This window comes from Dyadobacter sp. HNCC25DJ183 (genome assembly GCF_056895175.1).
In genome coordinates, this window is record NZ_JBXHAP010000002.1 from 494,477 (window position 1) to 516,892 (window position 22,416).

At 42.1% G+C, this 22,416-nt stretch carries 36 protein-coding genes; all 36 read left to right on the forward strand.

Translation table 11 applies throughout. The features are described from left to right. Positions 1–98 precede the first annotated feature (98 nt). The 36 genes from rpsL to AC1XTG_RS06205 all read left to right on the forward strand — a co-directional run bounded on the left by rpsL (position 99) and on the right by AC1XTG_RS06205 (position 22,404). Entirely contained in the window at positions 99–512 is a 414-nt protein-coding gene (gene rpsL, locus AC1XTG_RS06030) for a 30S ribosomal protein S12 (protein ID WP_026631225.1), read from the forward strand. Between the two features lie 117 nt (positions 513–629). After that, positions 630–1,097, forward strand: coding sequence for a 30S ribosomal protein S7 (rpsG, locus tag AC1XTG_RS06035; protein ID WP_015813785.1), 468 nt, complete (start codon positions 630–632; stop codon positions 1,095–1,097). A gap of 220 nt (positions 1,098–1,317) precedes the next feature. Next, positions 1,318–3,438 (forward strand): elongation factor G, encoded by a 2,121-nt coding sequence (gene fusA, locus AC1XTG_RS06040; protein WP_056280035.1) that lies wholly within the window; start codon positions 1,318–1,320, stop codon positions 3,436–3,438. A gap of 136 nt (positions 3,439–3,574) precedes the next feature. After that, complete coding sequence (gene rpsJ / locus AC1XTG_RS06045; RefSeq protein ID WP_026631228.1) at positions 3,575–3,880, forward strand: 30S ribosomal protein S10; 306 nt, start codon at positions 3,575–3,577, stop codon at positions 3,878–3,880. A gap of 283 nt (positions 3,881–4,163) precedes the next feature. Beyond that, entirely contained in the window at positions 4,164–4,784 is a 621-nt protein-coding gene (gene rplC, locus AC1XTG_RS06050) for a 50S ribosomal protein L3 (protein ID WP_056280037.1), read from the forward strand. Between the two features lie 5 nt (positions 4,785–4,789). Then, on the forward strand, positions 4,790–5,419 hold the full coding sequence (gene rplD / locus AC1XTG_RS06055; protein WP_056280039.1) for a 50S ribosomal protein L4: 630 nt from the start codon (positions 4,790–4,792) through the stop codon (positions 5,417–5,419). A 2-nt stretch (positions 5,420–5,421) separates the two neighbouring features. Beyond that, the gene (gene rplW / locus AC1XTG_RS06060) at positions 5,422–5,709 is read left to right on the forward strand and encodes a 50S ribosomal protein L23 (protein ID WP_056280041.1); all 288 of its coding nucleotides are present in this window, start codon (positions 5,422–5,424) and stop codon (positions 5,707–5,709) included. 39 nt (positions 5,710–5,748) lie between these two features. After that, positions 5,749–6,573, forward strand: coding sequence for a 50S ribosomal protein L2 (rplB, locus tag AC1XTG_RS06065; RefSeq protein WP_056280044.1), 825 nt, complete (start codon positions 5,749–5,751; stop codon positions 6,571–6,573). Between the two features lie 9 nt (positions 6,574–6,582). Then, complete coding sequence (rpsS, locus tag AC1XTG_RS06070) at positions 6,583–6,861, forward strand: 30S ribosomal protein S19 (protein ID WP_056280046.1); 279 nt, start codon at positions 6,583–6,585, stop codon at positions 6,859–6,861. A gap of 49 nt (positions 6,862–6,910) precedes the next feature. Next, a complete protein-coding gene (rplV, locus tag AC1XTG_RS06075) occupies positions 6,911–7,300 on the forward strand; it encodes a 50S ribosomal protein L22 (protein ID WP_056280048.1) in 390 nt (129 codons plus the stop codon). A gap of 18 nt (positions 7,301–7,318) precedes the next feature. Continuing rightward, on the forward strand, positions 7,319–8,164 hold the full coding sequence (gene rpsC, locus AC1XTG_RS06080; RefSeq protein ID WP_056280050.1) for a 30S ribosomal protein S3: 846 nt from the start codon (positions 7,319–7,321) through the stop codon (positions 8,162–8,164). Positions 8,165–8,203: 39 nt separating this feature from the next. Then, positions 8,204–8,629 carry a 50S ribosomal protein L16 gene (gene rplP / locus AC1XTG_RS06085; protein ID WP_031528746.1) on the forward strand — a complete coding sequence of 142 codons (426 nt, stop codon included), beginning with the start codon at positions 8,204–8,206 and terminating at the stop codon, positions 8,627–8,629. Positions 8,630–8,673: 44 nt separating this feature from the next. After that, positions 8,674–8,868 (forward strand): 50S ribosomal protein L29, encoded by a 195-nt coding sequence (gene rpmC / locus AC1XTG_RS06090; RefSeq protein ID WP_031528745.1) that lies wholly within the window; start codon positions 8,674–8,676, stop codon positions 8,866–8,868. A gap of 14 nt (positions 8,869–8,882) precedes the next feature. Further along, a complete protein-coding gene (rpsQ, locus tag AC1XTG_RS06095; protein ID WP_031528744.1) occupies positions 8,883–9,146 on the forward strand; it encodes a 30S ribosomal protein S17 in 264 nt (87 codons plus the stop codon). A gap of 2 nt (positions 9,147–9,148) precedes the next feature. Then, positions 9,149–9,517, forward strand: coding sequence for a 50S ribosomal protein L14 (gene rplN, locus AC1XTG_RS06100; protein ID WP_015813798.1), 369 nt, complete (start codon positions 9,149–9,151; stop codon positions 9,515–9,517). A gap of 40 nt (positions 9,518–9,557) precedes the next feature. Then, positions 9,558–9,899, forward strand: a complete 342-nt coding sequence (rplX, locus tag AC1XTG_RS06105; RefSeq protein WP_056280052.1) for a 50S ribosomal protein L24 — start codon at positions 9,558–9,560, stop codon at positions 9,897–9,899. Between the two features lie 67 nt (positions 9,900–9,966). Beyond that, positions 9,967–10,521: a 50S ribosomal protein L5 gene (gene rplE, locus AC1XTG_RS06110; protein ID WP_056280055.1), complete on the forward strand. Its 555-nt coding sequence runs from the start codon at positions 9,967–9,969 to the stop codon at positions 10,519–10,521. A gap of 33 nt (positions 10,522–10,554) precedes the next feature. Beyond that, complete coding sequence (rpsN, locus tag AC1XTG_RS06115; protein ID WP_031528741.1) at positions 10,555–10,824, forward strand: 30S ribosomal protein S14; 270 nt, start codon at positions 10,555–10,557, stop codon at positions 10,822–10,824. Positions 10,825–10,901: 77 nt separating this feature from the next. Next, entirely contained in the window at positions 10,902–11,300 is a 399-nt protein-coding gene (gene rpsH, locus AC1XTG_RS06120; RefSeq protein WP_031528740.1) for a 30S ribosomal protein S8, read from the forward strand. A gap of 21 nt (positions 11,301–11,321) precedes the next feature. Next, positions 11,322–11,879 carry a 50S ribosomal protein L6 gene (gene rplF, locus AC1XTG_RS06125; protein ID WP_056280057.1) on the forward strand — a complete coding sequence of 186 codons (558 nt, stop codon included), beginning with the start codon at positions 11,322–11,324 and terminating at the stop codon, positions 11,877–11,879. Between the two features lie 47 nt (positions 11,880–11,926). Beyond that, positions 11,927–12,280, forward strand: a complete 354-nt coding sequence (gene rplR / locus AC1XTG_RS06130) for a 50S ribosomal protein L18 (RefSeq protein ID WP_056280059.1) — start codon at positions 11,927–11,929, stop codon at positions 12,278–12,280. A gap of 14 nt (positions 12,281–12,294) precedes the next feature. Beyond that, positions 12,295–12,810 (forward strand): 30S ribosomal protein S5, encoded by a 516-nt coding sequence (gene rpsE / locus AC1XTG_RS06135; protein ID WP_056280062.1) that lies wholly within the window; start codon positions 12,295–12,297, stop codon positions 12,808–12,810. A 30-nt stretch (positions 12,811–12,840) separates the two neighbouring features. Beyond that, on the forward strand, positions 12,841–13,020 hold the full coding sequence (gene rpmD, locus AC1XTG_RS06140) for a 50S ribosomal protein L30 (protein ID WP_031528736.1): 180 nt from the start codon (positions 12,841–12,843) through the stop codon (positions 13,018–13,020). Positions 13,021–13,034: 14 nt separating this feature from the next. Continuing rightward, positions 13,035–13,481 (forward strand): 50S ribosomal protein L15, encoded by a 447-nt coding sequence (gene rplO, locus AC1XTG_RS06145; RefSeq protein ID WP_056280065.1) that lies wholly within the window; start codon positions 13,035–13,037, stop codon positions 13,479–13,481. 55 nt (positions 13,482–13,536) lie between these two features. Beyond that, entirely contained in the window at positions 13,537–14,850 is a 1,314-nt protein-coding gene (gene secY / locus AC1XTG_RS06150; RefSeq protein ID WP_056280067.1) for a preprotein translocase subunit SecY, read from the forward strand. Between the two features lie 6 nt (positions 14,851–14,856). Continuing rightward, a complete protein-coding gene (gene map / locus AC1XTG_RS06155) occupies positions 14,857–15,654 on the forward strand; it encodes a type I methionyl aminopeptidase (protein WP_056280069.1) in 798 nt (265 codons plus the stop codon). Between the two features lie 11 nt (positions 15,655–15,665). Beyond that, positions 15,666–15,884, forward strand: coding sequence for a translation initiation factor IF-1 (gene infA, locus AC1XTG_RS06160; RefSeq protein WP_015813810.1), 219 nt, complete (start codon positions 15,666–15,668; stop codon positions 15,882–15,884). 39 nt (positions 15,885–15,923) lie between these two features. Then, positions 15,924–16,040 carry a type B 50S ribosomal protein L36 gene (gene ykgO / locus AC1XTG_RS06165; RefSeq protein WP_015813811.1) on the forward strand — a complete coding sequence of 39 codons (117 nt, stop codon included), beginning with the start codon at positions 15,924–15,926 and terminating at the stop codon, positions 16,038–16,040. 4 nt (positions 16,041–16,044) lie between these two features. After that, on the forward strand, positions 16,045–16,422 hold the full coding sequence (gene rpsM / locus AC1XTG_RS06170; RefSeq protein ID WP_031528732.1) for a 30S ribosomal protein S13: 378 nt from the start codon (positions 16,045–16,047) through the stop codon (positions 16,420–16,422). A gap of 41 nt (positions 16,423–16,463) precedes the next feature. Continuing rightward, positions 16,464–16,859: a 30S ribosomal protein S11 gene (gene rpsK / locus AC1XTG_RS06175; protein WP_056280072.1), complete on the forward strand. Its 396-nt coding sequence runs from the start codon at positions 16,464–16,466 to the stop codon at positions 16,857–16,859. Between the two features lie 75 nt (positions 16,860–16,934). Continuing rightward, positions 16,935–17,540, forward strand: coding sequence for a 30S ribosomal protein S4 (rpsD, locus tag AC1XTG_RS06180; protein WP_031528730.1), 606 nt, complete (start codon positions 16,935–16,937; stop codon positions 17,538–17,540). Between the two features lie 134 nt (positions 17,541–17,674). Continuing rightward, entirely contained in the window at positions 17,675–18,664 is a 990-nt protein-coding gene (locus AC1XTG_RS06185; protein WP_056280075.1) for a DNA-directed RNA polymerase subunit alpha, read from the forward strand. Positions 18,665–18,736: 72 nt separating this feature from the next. Continuing rightward, positions 18,737–19,297: a 50S ribosomal protein L17 gene (gene rplQ / locus AC1XTG_RS06190; RefSeq protein WP_056280078.1), complete on the forward strand. Its 561-nt coding sequence runs from the start codon at positions 18,737–18,739 to the stop codon at positions 19,295–19,297. Positions 19,298–19,444: 147 nt separating this feature from the next. Then, entirely contained in the window at positions 19,445–20,548 is a 1,104-nt protein-coding gene (gene carA / locus AC1XTG_RS06195; protein ID WP_484841365.1) for a glutamine-hydrolyzing carbamoyl-phosphate synthase small subunit, read from the forward strand. Between the two features lie 202 nt (positions 20,549–20,750). Then, positions 20,751–22,022, forward strand: coding sequence for a phosphopyruvate hydratase (gene eno / locus AC1XTG_RS06200; protein WP_056280084.1), 1,272 nt, complete (start codon positions 20,751–20,753; stop codon positions 22,020–22,022). Between the two features lie 49 nt (positions 22,023–22,071). Beyond that, positions 22,072–22,404 carry an FtsB family cell division protein gene (locus tag AC1XTG_RS06205; protein ID WP_056280086.1) on the forward strand — a complete coding sequence of 111 codons (333 nt, stop codon included), beginning with the start codon at positions 22,072–22,074 and terminating at the stop codon, positions 22,402–22,404. Positions 22,405–22,416 lie beyond the last annotated feature (12 nt).

The following is a 22,416-nucleotide window of genomic DNA, read 5'->3' on the forward strand; positions in this document are numbered from 1 at the left end:
TCAGTTGCGGAATATTACTTTTGCAGTCCGATTTTTCGGGAAAACTGTTTACATAACAATAGGTCGGATTGTTAATCAGATCAAAATCAATTTGTTAAATGCCAACTATTTCACAATTAGTCCGTAAAGGTAGAGAGACCATTACATGGAAATCAAAGTCACCGGCTTTGGATTCATGCCCTCAGCGTAGGGGTGTGTGCACCAGAGTGTACACTACAACGCCCAAAAAACCGAACTCCGCACTTCGTAAAGTAGCTCGTGTTCGTCTTTCCAACAACAAAGAGGTGAATGCCTACATCCCAGGTGAAGGCCACAACTTGCAGGAGCACTCGATCGTATTGATCCGTGGTGGTCGTGTGAAGGATTTGCCAGGTGTTCGTTACCACATTATCCGTGGTGCATTGGATACTGCTGGTGTGAACGGACGTAAACAACGTCGTTCTAAATACGGTGCTAAGCGTCCAAAACCAGGACAGGTTGCAGCAGCACCAACAAAAGGTAAGAAAAAATAAAAAGTAACTCTCTCTGCTTTTATTAAATAATTAAGTTGATAAAAGGGAAGTAATCTGCGCCTTAGCGTGGGTGAATAAGTTGCAAAACGAAACCTCGTGTAAAAACATTAAGACAAAATGAGAAAGTCGAAACCAAAGAAAAGATATATCCTTCCTGATCCTAAGTTCAGGGATGTTCAGGTAACTAAGTTTGTGAACAACCTGATGTACGAAGGAAAGAAGAGCATTGCATTTACCATTTTTTACGACGCATTGGAGTTGGTTGAGAAAAAAACCAGCGAAAATGGTTTGGAAACCTGGAGAAAAGCATTGAACAATGTTACGCCTTCAGTAGAGGTAAAAAGCCGCCGCGTAGGTGGAGCAACGTTTCAGGTTCCAACAGAAGTTCGTCCTGAGCGTAAGCAATCTCTTGGCATGAAATGGTTGATCAACTATTCCCGCAAACGTGGAGAAAAAACAATGGTTGACCGTCTAGCCGGCGAAATTATCGCGGCTGCAAAAGGTGAAGGTGCTGCTGTGAAGAAGAAAGACGATACGCACCGTATGGCGGATGCGAACAAAGCGTTCTCTCACTTCCGTTTCTAAGCAAATAAAATATAATGCAATCGGGAGTCTGGTTATCAGGCTCCCGATTTTTTTGTATAAATTTTTGAAAAATAACTTTCCCTCAATTGGATTTATAATCAACAATTTATACTTTTGCGCTCTGAATTTTTGGAAGTAATGGATTTGTCATTCTCTGAAAAGTTCAAATTCTCCGAATTGAGTTGCACATCGAATAAAATATAACACATCACCATCTGTCATGGCACGTGATCTAAGATTAACAAGAAACATTGGTATTGCTGCGCACATTGATGCCGGTAAAACAACTACAACTGAGCGTATTCTGTACTATGCAGGGGTAAGTCACAAAATTGGAGAAGTACATGATGGTGCTGCTACAATGGACTGGATGGAGCAGGAGCAAGAGCGTGGTATTACCATTACATCTGCGGCTACAACAGTTAACTGGAACTACCGTAACGAGAAATATCATATCAACATTATCGATACTCCTGGACACGTAGACTTTACCGTTGAGGTAAACCGTTCTCTACGTGTTTTGGATGGTTTGGTTTTCCTTTTCAGCGCGGTTGATGGTGTTGAGCCACAATCTGAAACGAACTGGCGCCTTGCTAACAACTATAATGTAGCACGTATTGGGTTCGTAAATAAAATGGACCGTTCCGGAGCAGACTTCCTGAAAGTTTGTGCTCAGGTTAAAGAAATGTTGGGCAGCTACGCAGTGCCTCTTCAATTGCCGATCGGAGCTGAAGATTCTTTCAAAGGTGTTGTTGACCTGGTTAACTTCCGTGGTATTGAGTGGAATGAGGCAGATAAAGGAATGACTTTCACTGAGGTTCCTATTCCTGACGATATGTTGGAAGAAGCAACTGAGTGGAGAGAGAAATTGCTTGAAGCAGTTGCTGAATTCGATGATACTTTGATGGAGAAATATTTCGAAGATCCTAACTCGATCTCGGAAGACGAAATTTTAGCTGCGTTGCGTGCTGCAACTATCAGCATGAAGATCGTTCCTATGGTTTGCGGTTCTTCTTTCAAAAACAAAGGTGTTCAAACAATGCTCGATTACGTGATGGCGATTTTGCCTTCACCAATGGATCGTGAGAGTATTATAGGAACAGATCCACGTACAGGCAACGAAGTTAGCCGTAAGCCTTCTGAGACGGATCCTTTCTGCGCACTTGCATTTAAAATTGCAACTGACCCTTATGTTGGGCGCCTTTGCTTTATCAGATCTTATTCTGGTGTACTTGACTCGGGTTCTTATGTATTGAACAACCGTTCAGGTAATAAAGAGCGTATCTCACGTATATTCCAGATGCACGCTAATAAGCAAAATCAGATTGACAAGCTTGAAGCAGGGGATATTGGTGCGGTAGTAGGTTTCAAAGATATTAAGACAGGAGATACGCTTTCGGATGAAAAATCTCCGATTGTATTGGAATCAATGGTATTCCCTGAGCCTGTAATTGGTTACGCAATCGAGCCTAAGAAAGCTGCTGATAGCGATAACTTCTCAAAAGCAATCACTAAGCTGATCGAAGAAGATCCAACACTCCAGGTTGAAAGTAACGAGGAGACTGGTCAAACGATCATTAAAGGAATGGGAGAGCTTCACTTGGAAATTATCATCGACCGTATGCGTCGTGAATTCAAAGTAGAGGTAAACCAAGGTGCTCCACAGGTTGCTTACAAAGAGATCTTGACTAAGAACTACGAGCACCGTGAAGTGTACAAGAAACAAACTGGTGGTCGTGGTAAGTTTGCCGATATCGTATTTGAAATCGGGCCACGTGATGACAATGAAGAGGGCAAAGAGCCAAAAACTGGTTTGCAGTTTGTAAACGAAGTGGTAGGTGGTGCTATTCCTCGTGAATTCATTGCTCCGGTTCAAAAAGGATTTGAGGCTGCTATGATCAACGGTGCGTTGGCAGGCTATCCTTTGGATTCTATGAAAGTTCGTCTGTTCCACGGTTCATTCCACGATGTCGATTCAGATTCACTTTCTTTCGAATTGGCAGCTAAGATAGGTTTCAAAGAAGCAGCACGTCACGCTGGTTCGAAGTTGATGGAGCCTATTATGCACGTTGAAGTACTTACTCCTGACGAATACACCGGTCCTATTACAGGTGACTTAAACCGTCGTCGTGGTATCATGCGCGGTATGGATTCACGTAATGGTGCACAGGTTATCAAAGCTGACGTTCCTCTTTCTGAATTGTTCGGCTATGTAACTGACCTTCGTACAATGTCATCGGGCCGTGCAACTGCGTCTCTTACTTTCGCTTACTACGAGATCGTTCCTAACAACATCGCTGAGGGGGTAATTGAAAAGGCAAAAGGCTTAGTTAGAGCTTAAATGTGAAGTGCTACCAGCTTGCTTGGTAGCACTTCATTTTATATAGATATAAATCAGTAAAGTAAATGGTTCTTTTGCTGATGGATTGTCAAAACTCATTTGACAAGATTTTCTGAACCGGAAACAAACAAAAGAAATGAATCAAAAAATTCGTATTAAGCTTCGGTCATTTGACCACAACTTGGTTGATAAGTCAGCTGAGAAAATTGTGAAGGCTGTAAAGGCGACTGGTGCTATTGTTAGTGGTCCAATTCCTTTGCCGACCAAAACCGAGAAGTTTACTGTGTTGCGCTCACCACACGTTAATAAGAAATCGAGAGAGCAGTTCCAGCTTTGTACTTACAAACGTCTGGTTGATATTTTCTCTACTAGCGCAAAAACTGTTGATGCATTGATGAAGCTTGAATTGCCAAGTGGTGTTGATGTTGAAATTAAAGTTTAGTAAAAGCCGACTTATTTAAGGTAAGTCAAAGACATAAATTGGGTGAAGGTCCGCTTTCGGAAACCACATCTGAGCTCGAGGATGCCACTTAATTGGATGCATTATACGCAACAATCACCGGCATTCTAAAAAATGAGGTCAGATGGTAATTCATCTGACCTTTTTTGCTGATTATCAGCGAGAAATATTTTTTAACTGCATTGGATACTAAGAATTGATTTTCTACCTTTGCAGTCCGTTTTAAAGAATAAGGGGTATTACCTGCTAAATTTAAATTTCAAACATGTCTGGTTTAATTGGTAAGAAAATCGGGATGACCAGTTTGTACAATGCTGACGGGCAGGCTCTGGCATGTACTGTGATCCAAGCTGGTCCTTGTGTTGTTACACAAGTTAGGTCCGAAGAAAAGGATGGTTATAAAGCCATTCAATTAGGTTTTGGAGAGAAGAAAGAAAAGAATTCTTCCAGACCTATGATTGGCCACTTCAAAAAAGCCAATACAACTCCCAAACAAAAGTTGGTTGAGTTTAAGGAATTTGAAGTGGAGCATGAATTAGGAACTTCGTTATCTGTACAGGATATTTTCGAAGAAGGTGAGTTCGTTGACGTTGTTGGCTCAGCCAAAGGACGCGGCTTTCAGGGTGTTGTAAAACGTCACGGTTTTGGTGGTGTGGGTGGTCAAACTCACGGTCAGCATAACAGAGCGCGTCACCCAGGTTCGATTGGTGCCTGCTCTTTCCCTTCGCGCGTATTTAAAGGTATTCGCATGGGTGGACGTATGGGTAACAATCGTGTAAAGATTCAGAATTTGAGAATTCTGAAAGTGATACCTGAGCAGAACATTTTAGTTGTTAGTGGCTCAGTACCGGGTTCAAAGAATTCATTTCTAATCATTGAGAAATAGCACCAATGGAACTGTCCGTATTAAATATAAAAGGAGAAGATACCGGCAAGAAGGTAAGTGTGTCAGAAGAGATTTTCGGCATTGAACCTAATACGCACGCGATCTATCTCGATGTAAAGCTTTACCTGGCAAATCAGCGTCAGGGAACGCATAAGTCAAAGGAACGTGCAGAAGTAAATCATTCTACACGCAAGATCAAACGTCAAAAAGGAACAGGTGGTGCACGTGCAGGTAGCATTAAGTCTCCTGTTTTCGTAGGCGGTGGCCGGATTTTCGGTCCAAGACCTCGTGACTACGGTTTTAAGTTGAATAAAAAGGTTAAAGTATTAGCTCGCAAGTCGGCGTTTTCTGCCAAAGCACAGTCTGATGCGATATCTGTTCTGGAAGCATTCACATTTGATGCGCCTAAAACGAAATCATATCTGAATGTTTTGACATCGCTTTCATTAGTGAATACAAAAACTTTATTGATTCTTCCATCAATTGACAGCAATGTTTATCTGTCAAGCCGTAACATTCCAAAAGCGAAAGTTACAACTGTGGACGCGGTCAATACTTATGACCTGATGTATGCAGACCGTCTTTTGATAAGTGAATCTGCTCTGTCTATTTTGGAAACCCAATTGAACAAATAACAATGAGTGTACTGAAACGTCCGATTATAACCGAAAAGGTAACGGCTCAGGGTGGTCAAGGAAAATATGCTTTTGAAGTGTCTCTTACTTCTAATAAGGTAGAGATTAAAAAAGCTATTGAGAAGCTGTTCGGGGTTACCGTAGAAAGCGTTCACACCATGCGTAGCATTGGTAAAAGTAAGTCCCGCACATCGGGAGGAAAATTTGTAAGTGGAAAAACGTCGACTATCAAGAAAGCTATCATAACAGTAGCTGAAGGAGAGATCATCGATATATACGGTGAGGCATAAGCCTGGTTGAACGACTTAAATCTTGACGAGTAATATCAAATGGCAGTTAAAAAATTAAAACCGACAAGTGCTGGTCAGCGTTTTCGCTCAGCTCCTACTTTTGAGGAGATCACAACAGCGAAACCTGAGAAGAGTCTTCTGGAAACGATCAAAAGAACAGGTGGTCGTAACAGTCAGGGACACATGACCATGCGATATATAGGTGGTGGTCACAAAAGGAAGTATCGTGTTATCGATTTCAAGAGAAACCGTTTCGATGCGCCGGCTACCGTACTTACAATAGAATACGATCCAAACCGTTCAGCGCGCATTGCTCTGATTCAGTTTGAAGATCAGGAAAAAAGATACATTATCGCTCCAAACGGATTGAAAGTAGGGCAGGTACTTGTTTCTGGTAATTCAGTTGCTCCGGAGGTTGGAAATGCTCTTCCTTTAAGTGCAATGCCAATTGGTACCATTGTGCACAATATCGAGCTTACTCCTGGTAAAGGTGGACAATTTGCAAGAAGTGCGGGTGCTTACGCGCAGCTAGTTGCAAGAGAAGGTAAATACGCCGTTCTAAAAATGCCTTCTGGCGAAATGAGAATGATCCTTTCTACCTGTATTGCAACTGTGGGAACAGTATCCAACGCTAGTCACATGAACGTGGCTCTGGGTAAAGCAGGTCGCCGCAGATGGTTAGGTCGCCGTCCACGTGTGAGAGGGGTTGCAATGAACCCAGTTGATCACCCAATGGGTGGTGGTGAGGGCCGTTCGTCAGGAGGTCAGCCTCGTTCTAGAAACGGTCAGTTTGCGAAAGGTCTTAAGACACGTGATCGCAACAAGCACTCTGAGAAATTGATTATCAGCCGTCGTAAAAAATAATAGAATAACATGGCACGCTCATTAAAAAAAGGACCGTATATCGACTTCCGTCTCGAGAACAAAGTTCAGGTTATGAACAGTTCGTCACGTAAGTCAGTAATCAAGACCTGGTCACGACGCTCAATGATTTCGCCCGATTTTATCGGACATACCTTTGCAGTACATAATGGAAACAAGTTTATCCCTGTTTATGTAACTGAGAATATGGTGGGACACAAGCTGGGAGAATTTTCACCCACTCGTAATTTCCGCGGTCACACAGCGAAAAAAGATAAAGGAAGAAAATAAATAGTCGACGATAGCTGGTCCTTAGCGGACGAGCCTATATCTAAAGAACATGGAAGCAAGAGCTATATTAAGAGACGTGCCTACCTCTCCTCGCAAGATGAGACTAGTGGCCGACATGATTCGCGGACAAAAGGTCAGCAAAGCGTTGGCACTATTAAAGTTTCAACCTAGGGCATCTTCTCCCGTTTTGCACAAAGTTTTATTATCGGCAGTTGCAAACTGGCAGCAGTTGAACGAAGGTTCAAAACTTGAAGATGCTGATCTTATTGTTAAAACCGTATTTATCGACGGTGGACGTATGTTGAAGCGCTTACGCCCTGCTCCCCAAGGCAGAGCGCATAGAATTCGCAAGCGTTCGAACCATATTACCATCGTGATTGACGACGCTTCGGTTTCGGCATCAGGTGCAGATAAAGAAGAAGTAATCACCGAATCATAAGTAAACGATCTATATCGAATGGGACAAAAGGTTAATCCTATAGGTCTGAGACTAGGAATTGTTAGAGGATGGGAGTCAAGCTGGTATGGAGGAAAAGACTTCTCTGATAAATTAGTTGAGGATGAGAAAATCCGTAACTACATCAAGGCACGTATTCCGAAGGGATCGATATCTAAGGTAGTTATTGAACGTACTTTAAAACGTATTACGCTTACCATTCACACTGCCCGTCCGGGTATTGTTATTGGTAAAGGTGGTAGCGAAGTTGATAAAATAAAAGAAGAGCTTAAAAAGATTACAGGGAAAGATGTTCAAATTAACATCTACGAAATTAAACGTCCTGAAATCGATGCTAAGCTGGTAGGAGAGGCAATTGCTCAACAGCTTCAAGCTCGTATCTCTTATCGTCGGGCCATGAAGCAGTCAATCGCTTCTGCAATGCGGGTAGGAACTCAGGGAATTAAGATTCGTCTTGCTGGTCGTCTGGGCGGTGCTGAAATGGCTCGTACTGAGGAATACAAAGAAGGACGCATTCCGCTGCATACGTTGAGAGCAGATATTGATTACGCGATCTCTGAAGCGCAGACTATTTACGGGAAGATCGGGATCAAGGTTTGGATTTTCAAAGGTGAATTGTACGGCAAGCGTGATTTGACTCCAAGTGCTGCAACAGCAGCTTCTGACAGGGCTGACCGGAGTGCATCTGGCGGCAACGATCGTGGCGGTAATGACCGTGGTGGACGTGGTGACAGAAGAGGAGGCAGAGGAAATGATGGCGCTTCCCGCGGCGAAGGTGGTGGTGGTAGTGATGCTGATCGTAGGAAGAGAAGCAATAACAACAATAATAAGAACAAGAAGAAGTAATCAGGCATTTCCGGTGAAGCCGGTTCAAATAGATTAATCATGTTACAGCCGAAAAGGACAAAATTTCGCAAGCAACAGAAAGGAAAAGGTTCATACAACGGTTTAGCGACACGTGGACATGAAATCGCTTTTGGTTCGTTTGCTATTAAGGCTCTTGAACCAGGTTGGTTGACTGCACGTCAGATAGAAGCTGCTCGTATTTCAGTTACACGTGCAATGAAACGTGAAGGCCAGGTTTGGATTCGTATTTTCCCTGATAAACCTATTACAAAGAAGCCTGCTGAGGTTCGTATGGGTAAGGGTAAAGGTGCTCCTGAGTATTGGGTAGCTCCTGTTAAACCAGGAACAATCATATTCGAGGCAACTGGCGTTGCGCTGGATACTGCCAACGAAGCATTGCGTTTGGCTGCACAAAAGTTGCCAATTAAAACCAAGTTCGTGGTACGTCGGGATTACCAAGAATAGGAATAGGGTCCCGAGCGGAATCAGAACGTTAATTATTTAAAGCAATGACTAGTAAAGAAATAAAGGATCTGTCGCAAGATCAGCTTAAAGAGCAGATCGCCCAAGAGAGAGAGCGCTTACTTCGATTGAAATTTGCTCATGCAATTTCACCTATCGAGAACCCTTTGCGTATTCGCGCCTCACGTAAGGAAATTGCAAGACTCTTGACAGAGCTGTCGGCTAAATCTAACCAGCAGTAAATCAGATTGAAATTATGGAGGCAACAGAAAGAAATTTACGTAAAGAAAGAATAGGTAAAGTAGTGAGTAACAAAATGGAGAAATCCTGTGTGATCACTGTTGAACGTAAGGTTAAGCACGCCAAGTATGGTAAGTTCATGACCAAAACTACTAAGTTGATGGTTCATGACGAGACCAATGAGGTTGGAATAGGCGACACGATTCGTGTAATGGAAACTCGTCCGCTCAGCAAGAACAAGCGTTGGAGATTAGTAGAAATCCTTGAAAAAGCTAAGTAATAATGGTACAGCAAGAATCAAGACTGTCGGTAGCAGATAACAGTGGCGCTAAGGAGGTACTCGTAATTCGTGTACTTGGAGGAACTGGAAAGCGCTATGCTTCGGTAGGGGATAAGATCGTAGTTACGGTTAAGTCGGCTCTATCTTCGAGCAATATGAAAAAAGGAACGGTTTCAAAAGCCGTGGTTGTTCGTACCAAGAAAGAGGTACGTCGCAAGGATGGAACTTATATCCGCTTTGAGGATAACGCAGCAGTTTTATTGAATAACAATGACGAGCCTCGCGGTAGCCGCATATTTGGTCCAGTTGCACGTGAATTGCGCGAGAAACAATTCATGAAGATTGTGTCACTTGCACCAGAAGTGCTGTAAGAAATAAGGTATTTCTTTAAACTATTAAGAGAATACGTCAATGGAAATTAAAGGTAAAAAGGCACCAGCAAAATTGCATATCCGTAAAGGCGATACTGTGAAAGTGATTTCAGGTAACGCCAAGGGAGAAACAGGTGTGATTAAAAAAGTGCTGGTTGAGAAGCAAAGAGCTACAGTGGAAGGTGTAAACATGATCACAAAGCATGTTAAACCTAATGCTCAAAACCCACAGGGTAGTATCGAGAAGAAAGAAGGTGCTATTCACATCAGCAATCTTATGGTTGTGGATCCTAAAACAGGAGAAGCAACAAGAACCGGTCGCAAGATCAATGATGGCGGTAAATTGCAGCGCTTTTCGAAAAAGACTGGTAATTTGTTGTAACTGTTATCAGTATCGCTAGTTTAGTAACAAAGCAAGTGGGTCGGTAATCCACGTAACTAATGTAAAAATGGCACAGCCAAGATTAAAAGAGAAGTACGCGAGCGAAGTTGTTTCGCAGTTGAAAGAGAAGTTTCAGTACAAATCGAGTATGCAAGTACCTCGGCTTACAAAAATCGTAATCAACAAAGGTATCGGAGCTGCGGTTGCAGATAAGAAACTGGTTGATACAGGAGTAGAGGAGCTAAGCCTTATAACCGGGCAAAAAGCAATCGCAACTATATCTAAGAAAGCGGTTTCAAACTTTAAATTGAGAGAGAACATGCCGATTGGCGCGAAGGTTACTCTTCGTGGTGATCGTATGTACGAGTTTTTGGATCGGTTGACTACTATTGCAATGCCACGGGTTCGCGATTTCAAGGGGATCAGCGATAAAGGTTTTGACGGAAGAGGAAATTATACGTTTGGTGTGAAGGAGCAGATTATCTTCCCTGAGATCAGCATTGAGAAGGTGAATAAGATCACGGGTATGGACATTACTTTTGTGACTTCCACCAACTCTGACGAAGAGAGTTATGAATTGCTGAAAGCGTTGGGAATGCCCTTTACTAACGCTAGCAAATAATATAAAATTTAATACAAGATTTATTTACCGACAATGGCAAAAGAATCAGTAAAAGCGAGAGAAAGAAAGAGACAGGCGCTGGTAGAGAGATATGCTGAGAAGCGTACAAAGCTCAAAGCAGCTGGCGACTGGGTTGGTTTGGATAAGCTGCCACGTAACTCTTCTCCGGTTCGTCTACATAACCGATGCAAAATCACTGGAAGACCGAGGGGATATATGCGTAAATTCGGGATTTCAAGAGTTCTATTCCGAGATATGGCTTCTGATGGAAAAATTCCGGGAGTTACTAAATCAAGTTGGTAAGAATACTTTCAATTCTGATTTCAATTACTTAACTTTGCACTCCCGTTCAAAAAGGGGTGTTTAAACTTGGCATAAAAATGTTAACGGATCCCATAGCAGACTATCTGACGAGACTCAGAAACGCTATCAAAGCGAAGCACCGGGTTGTTGAGATACCTGCATCCAACATAAAAAAAGAGATTACAAAAGTACTTTTTGATAAAGGGTACATACAAAGCTATAAGTTTGACGAGGTTGGACCTCAGGGAACGATTAAAATCGCTTTGAAATATAATCCTGTCACAAAGCAATCTGCAATTGTAAAATTGGAGAGGGTAAGTAAACCTGGTTTGCGAAAATACTCAGGTTCATCAACATTGCCGCGCGTTTTGGGTGGATTAGGAACTGTAATAATTTCAACATCTAAAGGTGTAATGACTGACAAAGAGGCGAAAACTCTCAATGTAGGTGGAGAAGTATTGTGTTTCGTGTATTAATATTTTAAAGATATTCAGGAAATGTCACGAATAGGAAATAAAGTTATCGTTTTACCAGCTGGAATTTCAGTTGCGGTTGGTGAAGATAATGTCGTGTCGGTTAAAGGACCAAAAGGAACGCTTTTTCAAACAGTTGACAGTGATATTACTGTTGCAGTTGAAGGTAATGAGCTTACTGTAAAGCGCCCTACCGAGCAAAAGCGTCACAAAGCGTTACACGGGTTATACCGCTCTTTGATCAACAACATGGTAATTGGTGTTGGTGAAGGTTACAAGAAAGAGCTAGAAATTATCGGTGTTGGTTACAAAGCGAGTTCAGCGAACAATGTTTTGGAATTGCAACTAGGATACTCCCATAATATTTTTATGGCTATACCAAGCGAGATCAAGCTTACAACTACCTCTGAAAAAGGGCAGAACCCTAAGGTTATTTTAGAAGGTATTGATAAAGAATTGATCGGTTCAGTAGCTGCTAAGATTAAGTCACTTAGAAAAGTTGAGCCTTACAAAGGTAAAGGTATTCGTTTTGTTGGTGAGGTTGTACGTCGCAAGGCTGGTAAGTCTGCTTCTAAGAAGTAATTCGTTGCCACAAAATAATGTTATAAACAAAGTTAGATAAGATTACAATGGCTAACGCAAAAACAGATAGAAGACAACGTCTCAAACTTCATATTCGTAAGAGAGTTAAGGGTAGCACGGAACGTCCAAGGTTATCGGTTTTCCGTTCTAATACCAGTATTTACGCGCAGATTATCGACGACATCAATGGAGTTACATTGGCAAGCGCTTCGTCAGTAGATCTTGGTGGAAGAAAAGAGAATTCTAATGTGGAAGTTGCACTTCAAGTTGGAAAGAAAATTGCTGAGAAGGCTCAGGAAGCAGGTATTCAGGCGGTAGTTTTTGACCGTAATGGGTACTTGTACCATGGAAAAGTTAAAGCATTGGCCGAAGGAGCCCGTGAGGGTGGCCTGAAATTCTAAGTATAACAAAGACTATGTCTATAAATACAAGACCTTCGAAGGTTAACGAGTCCGATTTGAAAGAGCGCGTTGTTGCCATCAATCGGGTAGCAAAAGTAGTGAAAGGCGGTCGTCGCTTTAGTTTTTCAGCCATTGTTGTAGTTGGAGATGGTAATGGCGTAGTTGGATATGGATTGGGCAAGGCCAATGAAGTTACCGACGCTATTGCTAAGGGAATTGATGACGCCAAGAAAAACCTCATTCAAGTTCCAATGCTGAAACACACAGTACCTCACGAAATGGAAGGTAAGTTTAGTGGTGGTTTCGTTTTGATTAAGCCAGCTGCTCCCGGAACAGGTGTATTGGCGGGTGGTCCAATGAGGGCTGTTCTTGAGAGTGCGGGAATTAAGGACGTATTGGCTAAGTCCAAAGGTTCTTCAAACCCTCACAACGTTATTAAGGCGACGATTGACGCTCTTCTGAAAATGAGAGCTCCTCATCAGGTTGCTTTTCAGCGTAGTGTGAAGTTAGATAAAGTATTTAACGGATAATCTTAGGATTTCCTATATCTGAGAGTAATCATGTCGAAAGTACGTATTACACAAGTTAAAAGCACAATCGATCGTCCGGAACGTCAGAAGCTTACTATAAAGGCACTGGGTCTAGGCAAGTTAAACAGGTCGGTTGAAAAGGAAAATAGCGATGCTATTGCGGGAATGATTCGCAAAGTAAGCCACTTGGTTAAAGTCGAAGAAATTTAATATATACGAATTGTATGAATCTTAGTTCGTTAAAACCAGCTGCTGGATCTGTTAAAGTTGGAAAGCGTGTTGGACGTGGTCAGGGCTCCGGTAAAGGCGGAACATCTGCACGTGGGCATAAAGGGGCTCAATCTAGATCAGGATATAGCCGTAAATTGGGCTTTGAAGGTGGACAGATGCCACTTCAGAGACGTTTGCCGAAGTTTGGCTTTAATAATGTTAACAGAACCGAGTACAAGGCACTTAACTTGGATGCAATTCAAGCATTGGTGGACAAAATTGGTGTTAGTGTTATTACCCCTGAGGTGATTATTGAAAATGGTTTGTGCGCTAAAAAGGATCTCGTTAAGATTCTGAGTAGAGGTGAGTTGTCAGCTGCTGTTGAGATTCATGCTCATGGGTTTTCTGCAACCGCACTTGAAGCGATTGAGAAAGCAGGCGGTAAGGCTATCAAGTTGTAATTACGCTGTTCGGTGATTTGATAGTTGATCAGGATAGCTAATGTAGACCCACAAAATGAAACGATTTTTAGAGACTATTAAGCATATATTTGCAATTGAGGAGTTGAGAACACGTATTCTCAACACTCTTTTGTTTATAACAATTTTCCGTCTGGGGTCTTACGTCGCATTGCCAGGTGTTGAGCCTGATCAAATGAATGTATCGTCACAGGGTTTATTGGGCCTTTTGGATACTTTTCTAGGTGGAGCTTTTAGCAAGGCTTCCATTTTTGCATTGGGTATCATGCCTTATATTTCTGCCTCTATTGCTATTCAGCTTTTGACTATGGCTTTGCCTTATTTTCAAAAGATGCAGAAAGAGGGTGAATCTGGCAGGAAGAAGCTAAATCAAATTACCCGTGTTTTAACAATTGTCGTTACCCTCGTTCAGGGCACTGCATACCTTAATACTACTGTACCCGACGAAGCTCTGCTAGTGAGCCGTAGTCTATTTTCGATTTCGTCTGTTTTTGTTCTAACTGCCGGTACTATGTTTTGTATGTGGCTGGGAGAGAGAATTACGGACAAGGGTATTGGCAATGGTATATCAATGCTTATCATGATAGGTATTGTATCCAGATTTCCTGGGGCAATTTATAAAGAGTTTGTGTCTAGGGGCAGTGGTCAGATCTTGCTTTTTGTTCTCGAGATAGTTGCGCTATACTTTGTAATTATGGGTGCTGTTATGTTAACGCAGGCTGTACGCAGGATACCTATTCAATATGCAAAGCAGGTTGTAGGTAACAGAGTAATGGGTGGGCAACGTCAGTATCTACCTTTGAAGCTGAATGCTGCAGGTGTTATGCCTATCATTTTTGCGCAAGCGTTGATGTTTATACCATCACTTGGTGCTTCGTACTTCGCGGAGAAGAGTGACTTTGCAAGCAACGTTGCTACTATTTTTGCGAATTACACGACTTGGCAGTACAATTTGCTGTTTGCTTTTCTGATTATAGTTTTTACCTTTTTTTACACTGCGATATCAGTTAATCCGCAGCAGATCGCGGATGATATGAAAAGAGGAGGCGGCTTTATTCCTGGTGTTAAGCCTGGTCAGCAGACTTCGGAATATATTAGCTCAGTTTTAGATAGAATTACATTTCCAGGTTCGATTATGTTAGCAATCGTTGCGACTTTACCAGCATTCGCAAGTTTGCTTGGTGTGTCGACAGACTTTGCGCATTTCTTCGGCGGTACATCACTTCTTATCATGGTGGGTGTAGTTTTAGATACGTTGCAGCAGGTTGAGAGTTATTTGTTGATGCGCCGATATGAAGGTTTAATGAAGTCTGGTAGAGTAACGGGTAGAACGGAGAGCGTGGCTATCTAATAGAAGATGATTTATCTTAAAACGGAGGACGAAATAGATCTTATCAAGGAAAGTGCCCAGGTTCTGGGGAAAGCTCATGCCGAAGTGGCAATGTGGGTGAAACCGGGGGTCGCTACAAAAAGACTTGATTCGATTGCTGAGGAATACATTAAAGATTTTGGTGGTATTCCTTCCTTCAAAGGTTTTAACAATTTCCCTGCGTCGCTTTGTATTTCTGTGAATGAAGTTGTTGTCCATGGTTTCCCTAGTGGGTACATATTGAAAGAAGGGGATATTATTTCAATCGACTGTGGGGTCAAATTGAAGGGATACCATAGCGATAGTGCTTATACCTATCCTGTCGGAGAAGTTTCCAAAGAAGTTATGGATCTTCTGACTGCTACAAAACGGTCTCTTTATAAAGGCATAGACCACGCTGTTGATGGATTGAGAATGGGTGACATCGGTTATGCAATTCAGTCATACGTTGAAGAGCGAGGATATTCAGTTGTAAGAGAGTTGGTTGGACACGGAGTAGGTAGAGAACTTCACGAAAGTCCTGAGGTACCTAATTATGGTAAGAGAGGAAAAGGCGTAAGACTACGTGAGGGGATGGTGCTAGCTATTGAACCTATGATTAATCTTGGTACAAAAGCGGTATTGCAGGAACGTGATGGTTGGACTATTCGAACTACTGACCGTAAATATTCGGCTCATTTTGAACATACTGTCGTTGTACGAAAGGGCAAAGCGGAGATTCTCACGACATTCGATTATATAGAGAAAGTGACGGCCAACACCAGCCTAATGGTAGAAGTAAAGTAATAAAGCTACGAATGGCAAAACAAGCATCAATCGAACAAGACGGAGTAATTCTCGAAGCATTGTCAAACGCAATGTTTCGTGTTGTATTAGAAAACAAGCATGAAGTGATTGCTCATATTTCAGGTAAAATGAGAATGCACTATATCAAGATATTACCGGGAGACCGTGTAAAATTAGAAATGTCTCCTTATGACCTATCGAAGGCAAGAATTACCTACCGGTACAAATAAGGAGTCGATCACCTCAAATTAACACTTAAGTATACTCAGATGAAAGTCAAAGCATCAGTTAAGAAGCGCAGTGAGGACTGCAAGGTTATACGCCGTAAGGGTAAGGTATATGTAATTAATAAGAAGAACCCACGGTATAAACAAAGACAAGGTTAATCATATGGCACGTATTTCAGGAGTTGATATTCCCGACCGTAAAAGAGGCGAAATCTCATTGACGTATATTTTTGGAATTGGTCGCAGTTCTGCGAAGAAGATTCTGGACAAGGCGGGAGTAGATTTGAATAAGAAAGTTATTGACTGGACAGATGACGAGTCAGGCGCGATTCGTGCAGTGATCGCTGGTGAATATAAAGTAGAGGGTGCACTTAAGTCTGAGGTTCAATTGAGCATCAAACGCTTGATGGACATCGCTTGTTACCGAGGTCTTCGCCATCGTAAGGGATTGCCACTTCGCGGACAAAGAACGAAGAACAATTCTCGTACTCGTAAGGGTAAGCGTAAGACAATCGCTAATAAGAAAAAGGCTACTAAATAAACAATGAGCGGTGGCTTCGCCACACTTATTCCCCTTGAGCAATGGCACAAAATAAAAGAAAAGATAAAGCAAAAAAGAGAGTTGTTGTTGTTGAGTCTGTTGGTCAGGTTCACATTAAGGCCTCTTTCAATAATATAATCATCTCCATTACAAACAACAATGGTCAGGTTATATCGTGGGGTTCCGCTGGTAAAATGGGATTCCGTGGATCAAAGAAGAACACTCCTTATGCTGCACAAACAGCAGCTCAAAGTGCAGCGCAGGTTGCCTTTGATCTGGGGATGCGTAAAGCAGAGGTTTTTGTTAAAGGACCTGGATCGGGGCGCGAATCAGCTATCCGTACAATCCAGAATGCGGGGATTGAAGTAACAACAATCCGTGACATTACTCCGCTGCCACACAATGGCTGCCGTCCTCCAAAGCGTCGTAGAGTATAGTAAAATATCCATTCGTAATTTGGACACTGGGGTTACTGAATGGTCTTAATTAATAGTTAAACAAAAAAGTTTTTAATGGCACGTTATACAGGTCCCAAATCGAAGATTGCAAGACGTTACGGAGAACCAATTTTAGGTCCAAGTAAAGCACTTGCTAAGAAAAATTACCCTCCTGGAATCCATGGTAAGGGTCGCCGCTCCAAGAAGTCGGAGTATGCTTTACAGTTAATGGAAAAGCAAAAGGTAAAATTCATTTACGGTATTCTTGAAAGACAATTCCGTAATTTGTTTGAGAAAGCTTCTGTAAAAGAAGGTATCACTGGTGAAAACCTTTTGAAGTATTGCGAGGCACGTCTTGACAATACAGTTTACCGCCTTGGGATCGCTCCAACAAGAAGAGCAGCCCGGCAACTTGTATCTCACAAACACATTCTTGTTGATGGTGAGATCGTAAATATTCCTTCATATTCTCTTCGTCCAGGACAGGTAGTGACTGTTCGCGAAAAGTCTAAATCACTTGAAGCAGTAACTGACAGCCTTGCTGGCCACAGTTCACGTGGATTCAACTGGCTTGAATGGGACGGACAGCAACTATCAGGCAAATTCGTAACGTTCCCAGAGCGTGAGCAGATCCCTGAAAATATCAATGAGCAGCTCATCGTTGAGTTGTACTCTAAATAACAATCTTCATTATTTCAGTACTTTCTCCGTTGCGCGGGGGAAGTACTTTTTAGCCGTTAACGGCAATTTTGCGATCGCAAAGGTAACGGTAGCGTGATCAACTATCATTTACTACTATAAAAGGAGCAAAGACTATGTCAATATTAGCTTTCCAAATGCCTGATAAGGTCGTCATGGAAAAAGCAGACGACTTTCACGGGTTGTTTGAGTTTAAGCCTTTAGAGAAAGGATACGGCGTGACCATCGGTAATGCGTTGCGTAGAATACTTCTTTCATCTTTGGAAGGTTACGCCATTACAAGTGTGAAGTTCCCGGGCGTGCTTCACGAATTCTCTTCTATTGAAGGTATTGTTGAGGATGTTACAGAAATCATCCTGAACCTTAAAATGGTTCGCTTTAAAAAAGTTTCTGATCTAAGTGAGAGTAGGATAGTAGTAAATCTAAAGAATGTGTCTGCCATTACAGCAGGTGACATTGGTAAGTTTACAAATGCATTCGAGGTTCTTAATCCAGACCAGGTGATTTGTCATATTGACGATCAGAAGGAATTTGAGATGGAACTGTTGTTAGATAAAGGAAGAGGATATGTTCCAGCAGATGAGCCACGTGCAAATGAATTGCCATTTGGTTACATCGCTGTTGATTCTATTTACACACCGATAAAGAATGTAAAATACAGTGTTGAAAATACACGTGTTGAACAGCGTACTGACTACGAGCGTCTTTTAATAGATATTCAAACTGATGGTTCAATTCACCCTGAGGATGCTCTGAAAGGTGCTGCGAACATTCTTATTCAACACTTCATGTTGTTCTCGGATCAGACAATGACTTTCGAGAAGCAGAAAGCGGAAGAAGATAATCAGGTTGACGAGGAAATGTTGCGCATGAGAAAGCTTTTGAAAACTTCGTTGTCTGAGCTGGATCTTTCTGTTCGTGCATATAACTGTCTGAAATCTGCCGATGTTAAATCATTGGGTGATTTAGTAAGGCTTGAAATTTCAGATATGATGAAGTTTCGTAATTTTGGAAAGAAATCCCTTACGGAGTTGGAGCAGCTTGTAGCTGATAAACAACTGACTTTCGGAATGGACGTAGCCAAGTATCGCCTGGAAGAGGATTGATAATTATTCCATTCATAAGTATGTATTCTGTAGCGCGCCAGTCGCAGCTCGAAGCAACTAAACAACAAAAAAATGAGACACGGTAAAAAGGATAATCACTTAGGAAGAACAGCATCTCACCGCAAGGCTATGCTTTCAAATATGGCTTCCTCTTTGATTCTCCACAAAAGAATTGAAACTACTCTGGCGAAAGCGAAAGAACTTCGTAAGTACGTTGAGCCTTTGCTGACTCGTGCGAAAGAAGATTCAACCCACAACAGAAGGATTGTATTCTCCTATCTTAACGATAAGGCTTCTACGAAAGAGCTTTTCGGCGCAGTATCTGACAAAATTGCATCTCGCCCAGGTGGTTATACCCGTATTATTAAGTTAGGTAACAGACTAGGTGATGCTGCTGAAACGGCATTGATCGAACTTGTTGATTTCAATGATGCACTGCTGCTTGCTAATGCAGATAAGCCAGCTAAAACTCGTCGTAGCAGAAGAGGTGGTGGAAAGAAAGAAACCTCCGCTGAAGCCGATGTTGCTGCACCTGTTAAGAAAGAAGATCACCCGGTGGTAGAAGAGTCAGCACCAGCTGCTGAGGAAGCTCCGAAGACGGAAGATTCATCTGAAGGTACTGACAAAGAGTAGTTTTGGAAGGTAGTAGAAATATTGAGAGGGTTAAACGTTTTAGTTTAACCCTTTTTTATGCGCAAAAAACTGTATTTTTGCACCGCTTTTGAGAATAACCTTACAATTCATTCTCATTAATCAGAAGAAAATCGATAAAAACCATATATGAATCAAAAACAGGAAGCTCTGTTGTTGCTTGAAGACGGAACAGCATACAAAGGTCTAGCTTTGGGAATACGTGGAACGACTGGCGGGGAAATCTGCTTTAATACCGGCATGACGGGCTATCAGGAGATCTATACGGATCCCTCGTACTATGGACAGATTATCGTCAACACCAACTCGCATATCGGCAACTATGGTGTACAGCTAAATGATGAAGAGGAGTCAAGCTCTGTCAAAATCCGGGGAATGGTTTGTAACACGTTTTCGGCCATTTATTCCAGAGATACCGCGGATTTCTCACTGCAGGAATATTTCGAGAGGGCCAAGATTGTTGGTATCAGTAATGTAGATACCAGGCATTTGGTAAGGCATGTGCGCGAAAAAGGCGTAATGAATGCAATTATTTCTTCTGAAATTCTTGATGAGAAGTTGCTCATGGAGGAATTAAGAAGAATACCTTCCATGGACGGACTCGAGTTGTCGTCAGAAGTAACAACTACTGAACCGTACTTTGTTGGCGAAGAAGAGGGAAGCAAATGGCGGATAGCGGTGATTGATTATGGAATCAAAAAAAGCATTTTGTCAAATCTTACTTCCAGAGGTTGCTATTGCAAAGTATTTCCAGCAAAGACGCCGTTTGAAGAAGTAATGGAATGGAACCCCGACGGGTTCTTTATATCTAATGGACCGGGCGATCCGGCTGCTATGCTTTACGCAGTAGAGAGCGTGAACCAGATGATCAAGACTGCGAAACCACTTTTTGGAATTTGCCTCGGTCACCAGTTATTAGCGCTATCAAGTGGGATAACTACTTATAAAATGCATCATGGTCACAGAGGCTTAAATCACCCTGTCAAAAACTTGATTACGGGATTGTGTGAAATCACTTCTCAGAATCACGGATTTGCTGTGAACCCTGATGAGATCCAGAGCCACCCGGACATTGAGATCACACATATTAACTTGAATGATAACACAATAGAAGGGATCAGAAGAAAGGATTATCCTGCATTCTCGGTGCAGTATCACCCCGAAGCTTCACCAGGCCCGCATGATTCAAGGTACCTGTTTGACGAGTTTATAAAATTGCTAAGCGTAAGCTGATCAGAAAACCTCCTTAACGGAGGTTTTTCTTTTATAGAGGTATACAACCCGTAACTAGTTTGCTCAATACATATGAAATTGACCGTGTTACCGAATTGTAAATTTACCTTAAAGTGATTTGCCGCTTATGGATGACGATTTTTTTTGTGTTATTTTGTAGGCGTTAAAATATTCAAATTTATAATTAAAACATAAGCTGCAAATGAGTACGATTCAGTCAGTACATGCAAGACAAATTCTGGATTCAAGAGGAAACCCGACAATAGAAGTAGATATTCGTACCGAAAATGGTTACCTGGGACGTGCTGCTGTTCCATCTGGTGCTTCTACCGGAAAGCATGAGGCCGTTGAACTTCGTGATAACGACAAAAGCGTTTATGTTGGAAAAGGTGTTTTGCAAGCAGTTGAAAATGTCAACGATATTATTTTTCCTGAACTCATCGGATGTTCAGTATTTGAGCAAAATCTGATCGACAAGATCATGCTTGAGCTTGACGGAACTCCTAATAAAGGAAAGTTGGGTGCCAATGCAATCCTGGGAGTTTCCCTGGCAGCAGCGAAAGCAGCAGCGCAGGAAGCAAACCTGCCATTGTATCGCTATGTTGGCGGCACAAATGCAAATACACTTCCTGTTCCTATGATGAATATCCTGAACGGAGGAAGTCACGCGGATAACTCGATCGATTTTCAGGAGTTCATGATCATGCCTGCAAAAGCAGATACGTTCTCTCAGGCGCTTCGTATGGGTGTTGAGGTTTTCCATACCCTAAAAACTGTTTTGAAAAGCAAAGGCTATTCGACCAACGTAGGTGACGAAGGTGGTTTCGCTCCAAATATCAAATCGAATGAAGAGGCGATCGAGATCGTAATTCAGGCGATTGAAAAAGCAGGGTACAAACCTGGCGAAGAAATTTTCATTGCTATGGATGCAGCTGTTTCTGAATTCTACGAAGATGGTCTATACCACTTCAAAAAATCAGATGGCCGTAAACTTAGTTCAGCTGAAATGGCGGATTACTGGACTCAATGGGTTGCTAAATATCCTATTATCTCTATTGAAGATGGTATGGACGAAGACGATTGGGCTGGCTGGAAAACTTTGACAGAGTCAATCGGCAGCAAATGCCAGCTTGTAGGGGATGATTTGTTCGTAACGAATGTAACCCGCCTGCAACAAGGAATTGAATCTCAGATCGCAAATGCAGTTTTGGTAAAAGTAAACCAGATTGGTTCTCTTACAGAAACTATCGATACTGTAAACCTGGCAAAACGTAACAGCTATAAGAGCATTATGTCGCACCGTTCAGGTGAAACTGAGGATGCAACAATCGCTGACCTTGCTGTTGCATTGAACACGGGACAAATTAAAACCGGTTCTGCTTCACGTTCTGACCGTATGGCAAAATACAATCAGCTACTTCGCATTGAGGAAGAATTAGGCGAAAGCGCATACTTCCCGGGATTGAAATTCTGATATAATAAACCGGAGCCAAGCGCTCCGGTTTTCATTTTTGGGTATTCCTATGAAAAGCAATTCATTCTGGTCATTTAAAACATTGAAAAACTTCTATGTAGCTACTTTGGTTGCATGGTTGTTCTGGATTTTGTTTTTGGACAACAATAACATTCGGGTGGTTTTTTCTAACCGGATGAAAATGAAAGAGCTGGAAGTAGAAAAGTCCAAACTACTTGAAAAAATTTCTCAGGTAAAGAAAGAGCGGAATGAGGTTTTTGGGAATCCGCAAATGGTTGAGAAATGGGCCAGGGAAAAGTTTCTGATGAGGAAACCAGGCGAGGAGGTTTACGTGATCGTAGACGAGAATAATCAACCTATTGAAAGTAAGAGCGAAGAATAACCCCAGTGGCTC

Bases quoted from the DNA above. Each gene is read 5' to 3' on its own strand.
- rplX (WP_056280052.1), top strand. From the start codon at position 9,558: ATGGAAATTAAAGGTAAAAAGGCACCAGCAAAATTGCATATCCGTAAA.
- rplF (WP_056280057.1), top strand. From the start codon at position 11,322: ATGTCACGAATAGGAAATAAAGTTATCGTTTTACCAGCTGGAATTTCA.
- rpsE (WP_056280062.1), top strand. From the start codon at position 12,295: ATGTCTATAAATACAAGACCTTCGAAGGTTAACGAGTCCGATTTGAAA.
- rpsC (WP_056280050.1), top strand. From the start codon at position 7,319: ATGGGACAAAAGGTTAATCCTATAGGTCTGAGACTAGGAATTGTTAGA.
- carA (WP_484841365.1), top strand. From the start codon at position 19,445: ATGAATCAAAAACAGGAAGCTCTGTTGTTGCTTGAAGACGGAACAGCA.
- map (WP_056280069.1), top strand. From the start codon at position 14,857: ATGATTTATCTTAAAACGGAGGACGAAATAGATCTTATCAAGGAAAGT.
- rpsM (WP_031528732.1), top strand. From the start codon at position 16,045: ATGGCACGTATTTCAGGAGTTGATATTCCCGACCGTAAAAGAGGCGAA.
- rpsS (WP_056280046.1), top strand. From the start codon at position 6,583: ATGGCACGCTCATTAAAAAAAGGACCGTATATCGACTTCCGTCTCGAG.
- rplB (WP_056280044.1), top strand. From the start codon at position 5,749: ATGGCAGTTAAAAAATTAAAACCGACAAGTGCTGGTCAGCGTTTTCGC.
- rplN (WP_015813798.1), top strand. From the start codon at position 9,149: ATGGTACAGCAAGAATCAAGACTGTCGGTAGCAGATAACAGTGGCGCT.
- infA (WP_015813810.1), top strand. From the start codon at position 15,666: ATGGCAAAACAAGCATCAATCGAACAAGACGGAGTAATTCTCGAAGCA.
- fusA (WP_056280035.1), top strand. From the start codon at position 1,318: ATGGCACGTGATCTAAGATTAACAAGAAACATTGGTATTGCTGCGCAC.
- rplD (WP_056280039.1), top strand. From the start codon at position 4,790: ATGGAACTGTCCGTATTAAATATAAAAGGAGAAGATACCGGCAAGAAG.
- rpmC (WP_031528745.1), top strand. From the start codon at position 8,674: ATGACTAGTAAAGAAATAAAGGATCTGTCGCAAGATCAGCTTAAAGAG.
- rpsK (WP_056280072.1), top strand. From the start codon at position 16,464: ATGGCACAAAATAAAAGAAAAGATAAAGCAAAAAAGAGAGTTGTTGTT.
- rpsN (WP_031528741.1), top strand. From the start codon at position 10,555: ATGGCAAAAGAATCAGTAAAAGCGAGAGAAAGAAAGAGACAGGCGCTG.
- rplE (WP_056280055.1), top strand. From the start codon at position 9,967: ATGGCACAGCCAAGATTAAAAGAGAAGTACGCGAGCGAAGTTGTTTCG.
- rplW (WP_056280041.1), top strand. From the start codon at position 5,422: ATGAGTGTACTGAAACGTCCGATTATAACCGAAAAGGTAACGGCTCAG.
- rplR (WP_056280059.1), top strand. From the start codon at position 11,927: ATGGCTAACGCAAAAACAGATAGAAGACAACGTCTCAAACTTCATATT.
- rpmD (WP_031528736.1), top strand. From the start codon at position 12,841: ATGTCGAAAGTACGTATTACACAAGTTAAAAGCACAATCGATCGTCCG.
- rplV (WP_056280048.1), top strand. From the start codon at position 6,911: ATGGAAGCAAGAGCTATATTAAGAGACGTGCCTACCTCTCCTCGCAAG.
- rpsD (WP_031528730.1), top strand. From the start codon at position 16,935: ATGGCACGTTATACAGGTCCCAAATCGAAGATTGCAAGACGTTACGGA.
- AC1XTG_RS06185 (WP_056280075.1), top strand. From the start codon at position 17,675: ATGTCAATATTAGCTTTCCAAATGCCTGATAAGGTCGTCATGGAAAAA.
- rplO (WP_056280065.1), top strand. From the start codon at position 13,035: ATGAATCTTAGTTCGTTAAAACCAGCTGCTGGATCTGTTAAAGTTGGA.
- rpsQ (WP_031528744.1), top strand. From the start codon at position 8,883: ATGGAGGCAACAGAAAGAAATTTACGTAAAGAAAGAATAGGTAAAGTA.
- AC1XTG_RS06205 (WP_056280086.1), top strand. From the start codon at position 22,072: ATGAAAAGCAATTCATTCTGGTCATTTAAAACATTGAAAAACTTCTAT.
- secY (WP_056280067.1), top strand. From the start codon at position 13,537: ATGAAACGATTTTTAGAGACTATTAAGCATATATTTGCAATTGAGGAG.
- rpsG (WP_015813785.1), top strand. From the start codon at position 630: ATGAGAAAGTCGAAACCAAAGAAAAGATATATCCTTCCTGATCCTAAG.
- ykgO (WP_015813811.1), top strand. From the start codon at position 15,924: ATGAAAGTCAAAGCATCAGTTAAGAAGCGCAGTGAGGACTGCAAGGTT.
- eno (WP_056280084.1), top strand. From the start codon at position 20,751: ATGAGTACGATTCAGTCAGTACATGCAAGACAAATTCTGGATTCAAGA.
- rplP (WP_031528746.1), top strand. From the start codon at position 8,204: ATGTTACAGCCGAAAAGGACAAAATTTCGCAAGCAACAGAAAGGAAAA.
- rplQ (WP_056280078.1), top strand. From the start codon at position 18,737: ATGAGACACGGTAAAAAGGATAATCACTTAGGAAGAACAGCATCTCAC.
- rplC (WP_056280037.1), top strand. From the start codon at position 4,164: ATGTCTGGTTTAATTGGTAAGAAAATCGGGATGACCAGTTTGTACAAT.
- rpsL (WP_026631225.1), top strand. From the start codon at position 99: ATGCCAACTATTTCACAATTAGTCCGTAAAGGTAGAGAGACCATTACA.
- rpsJ (WP_026631228.1), top strand. From the start codon at position 3,575: ATGAATCAAAAAATTCGTATTAAGCTTCGGTCATTTGACCACAACTTG.
- rpsH (WP_031528740.1), top strand. From the start codon at position 10,902: ATGTTAACGGATCCCATAGCAGACTATCTGACGAGACTCAGAAACGCT.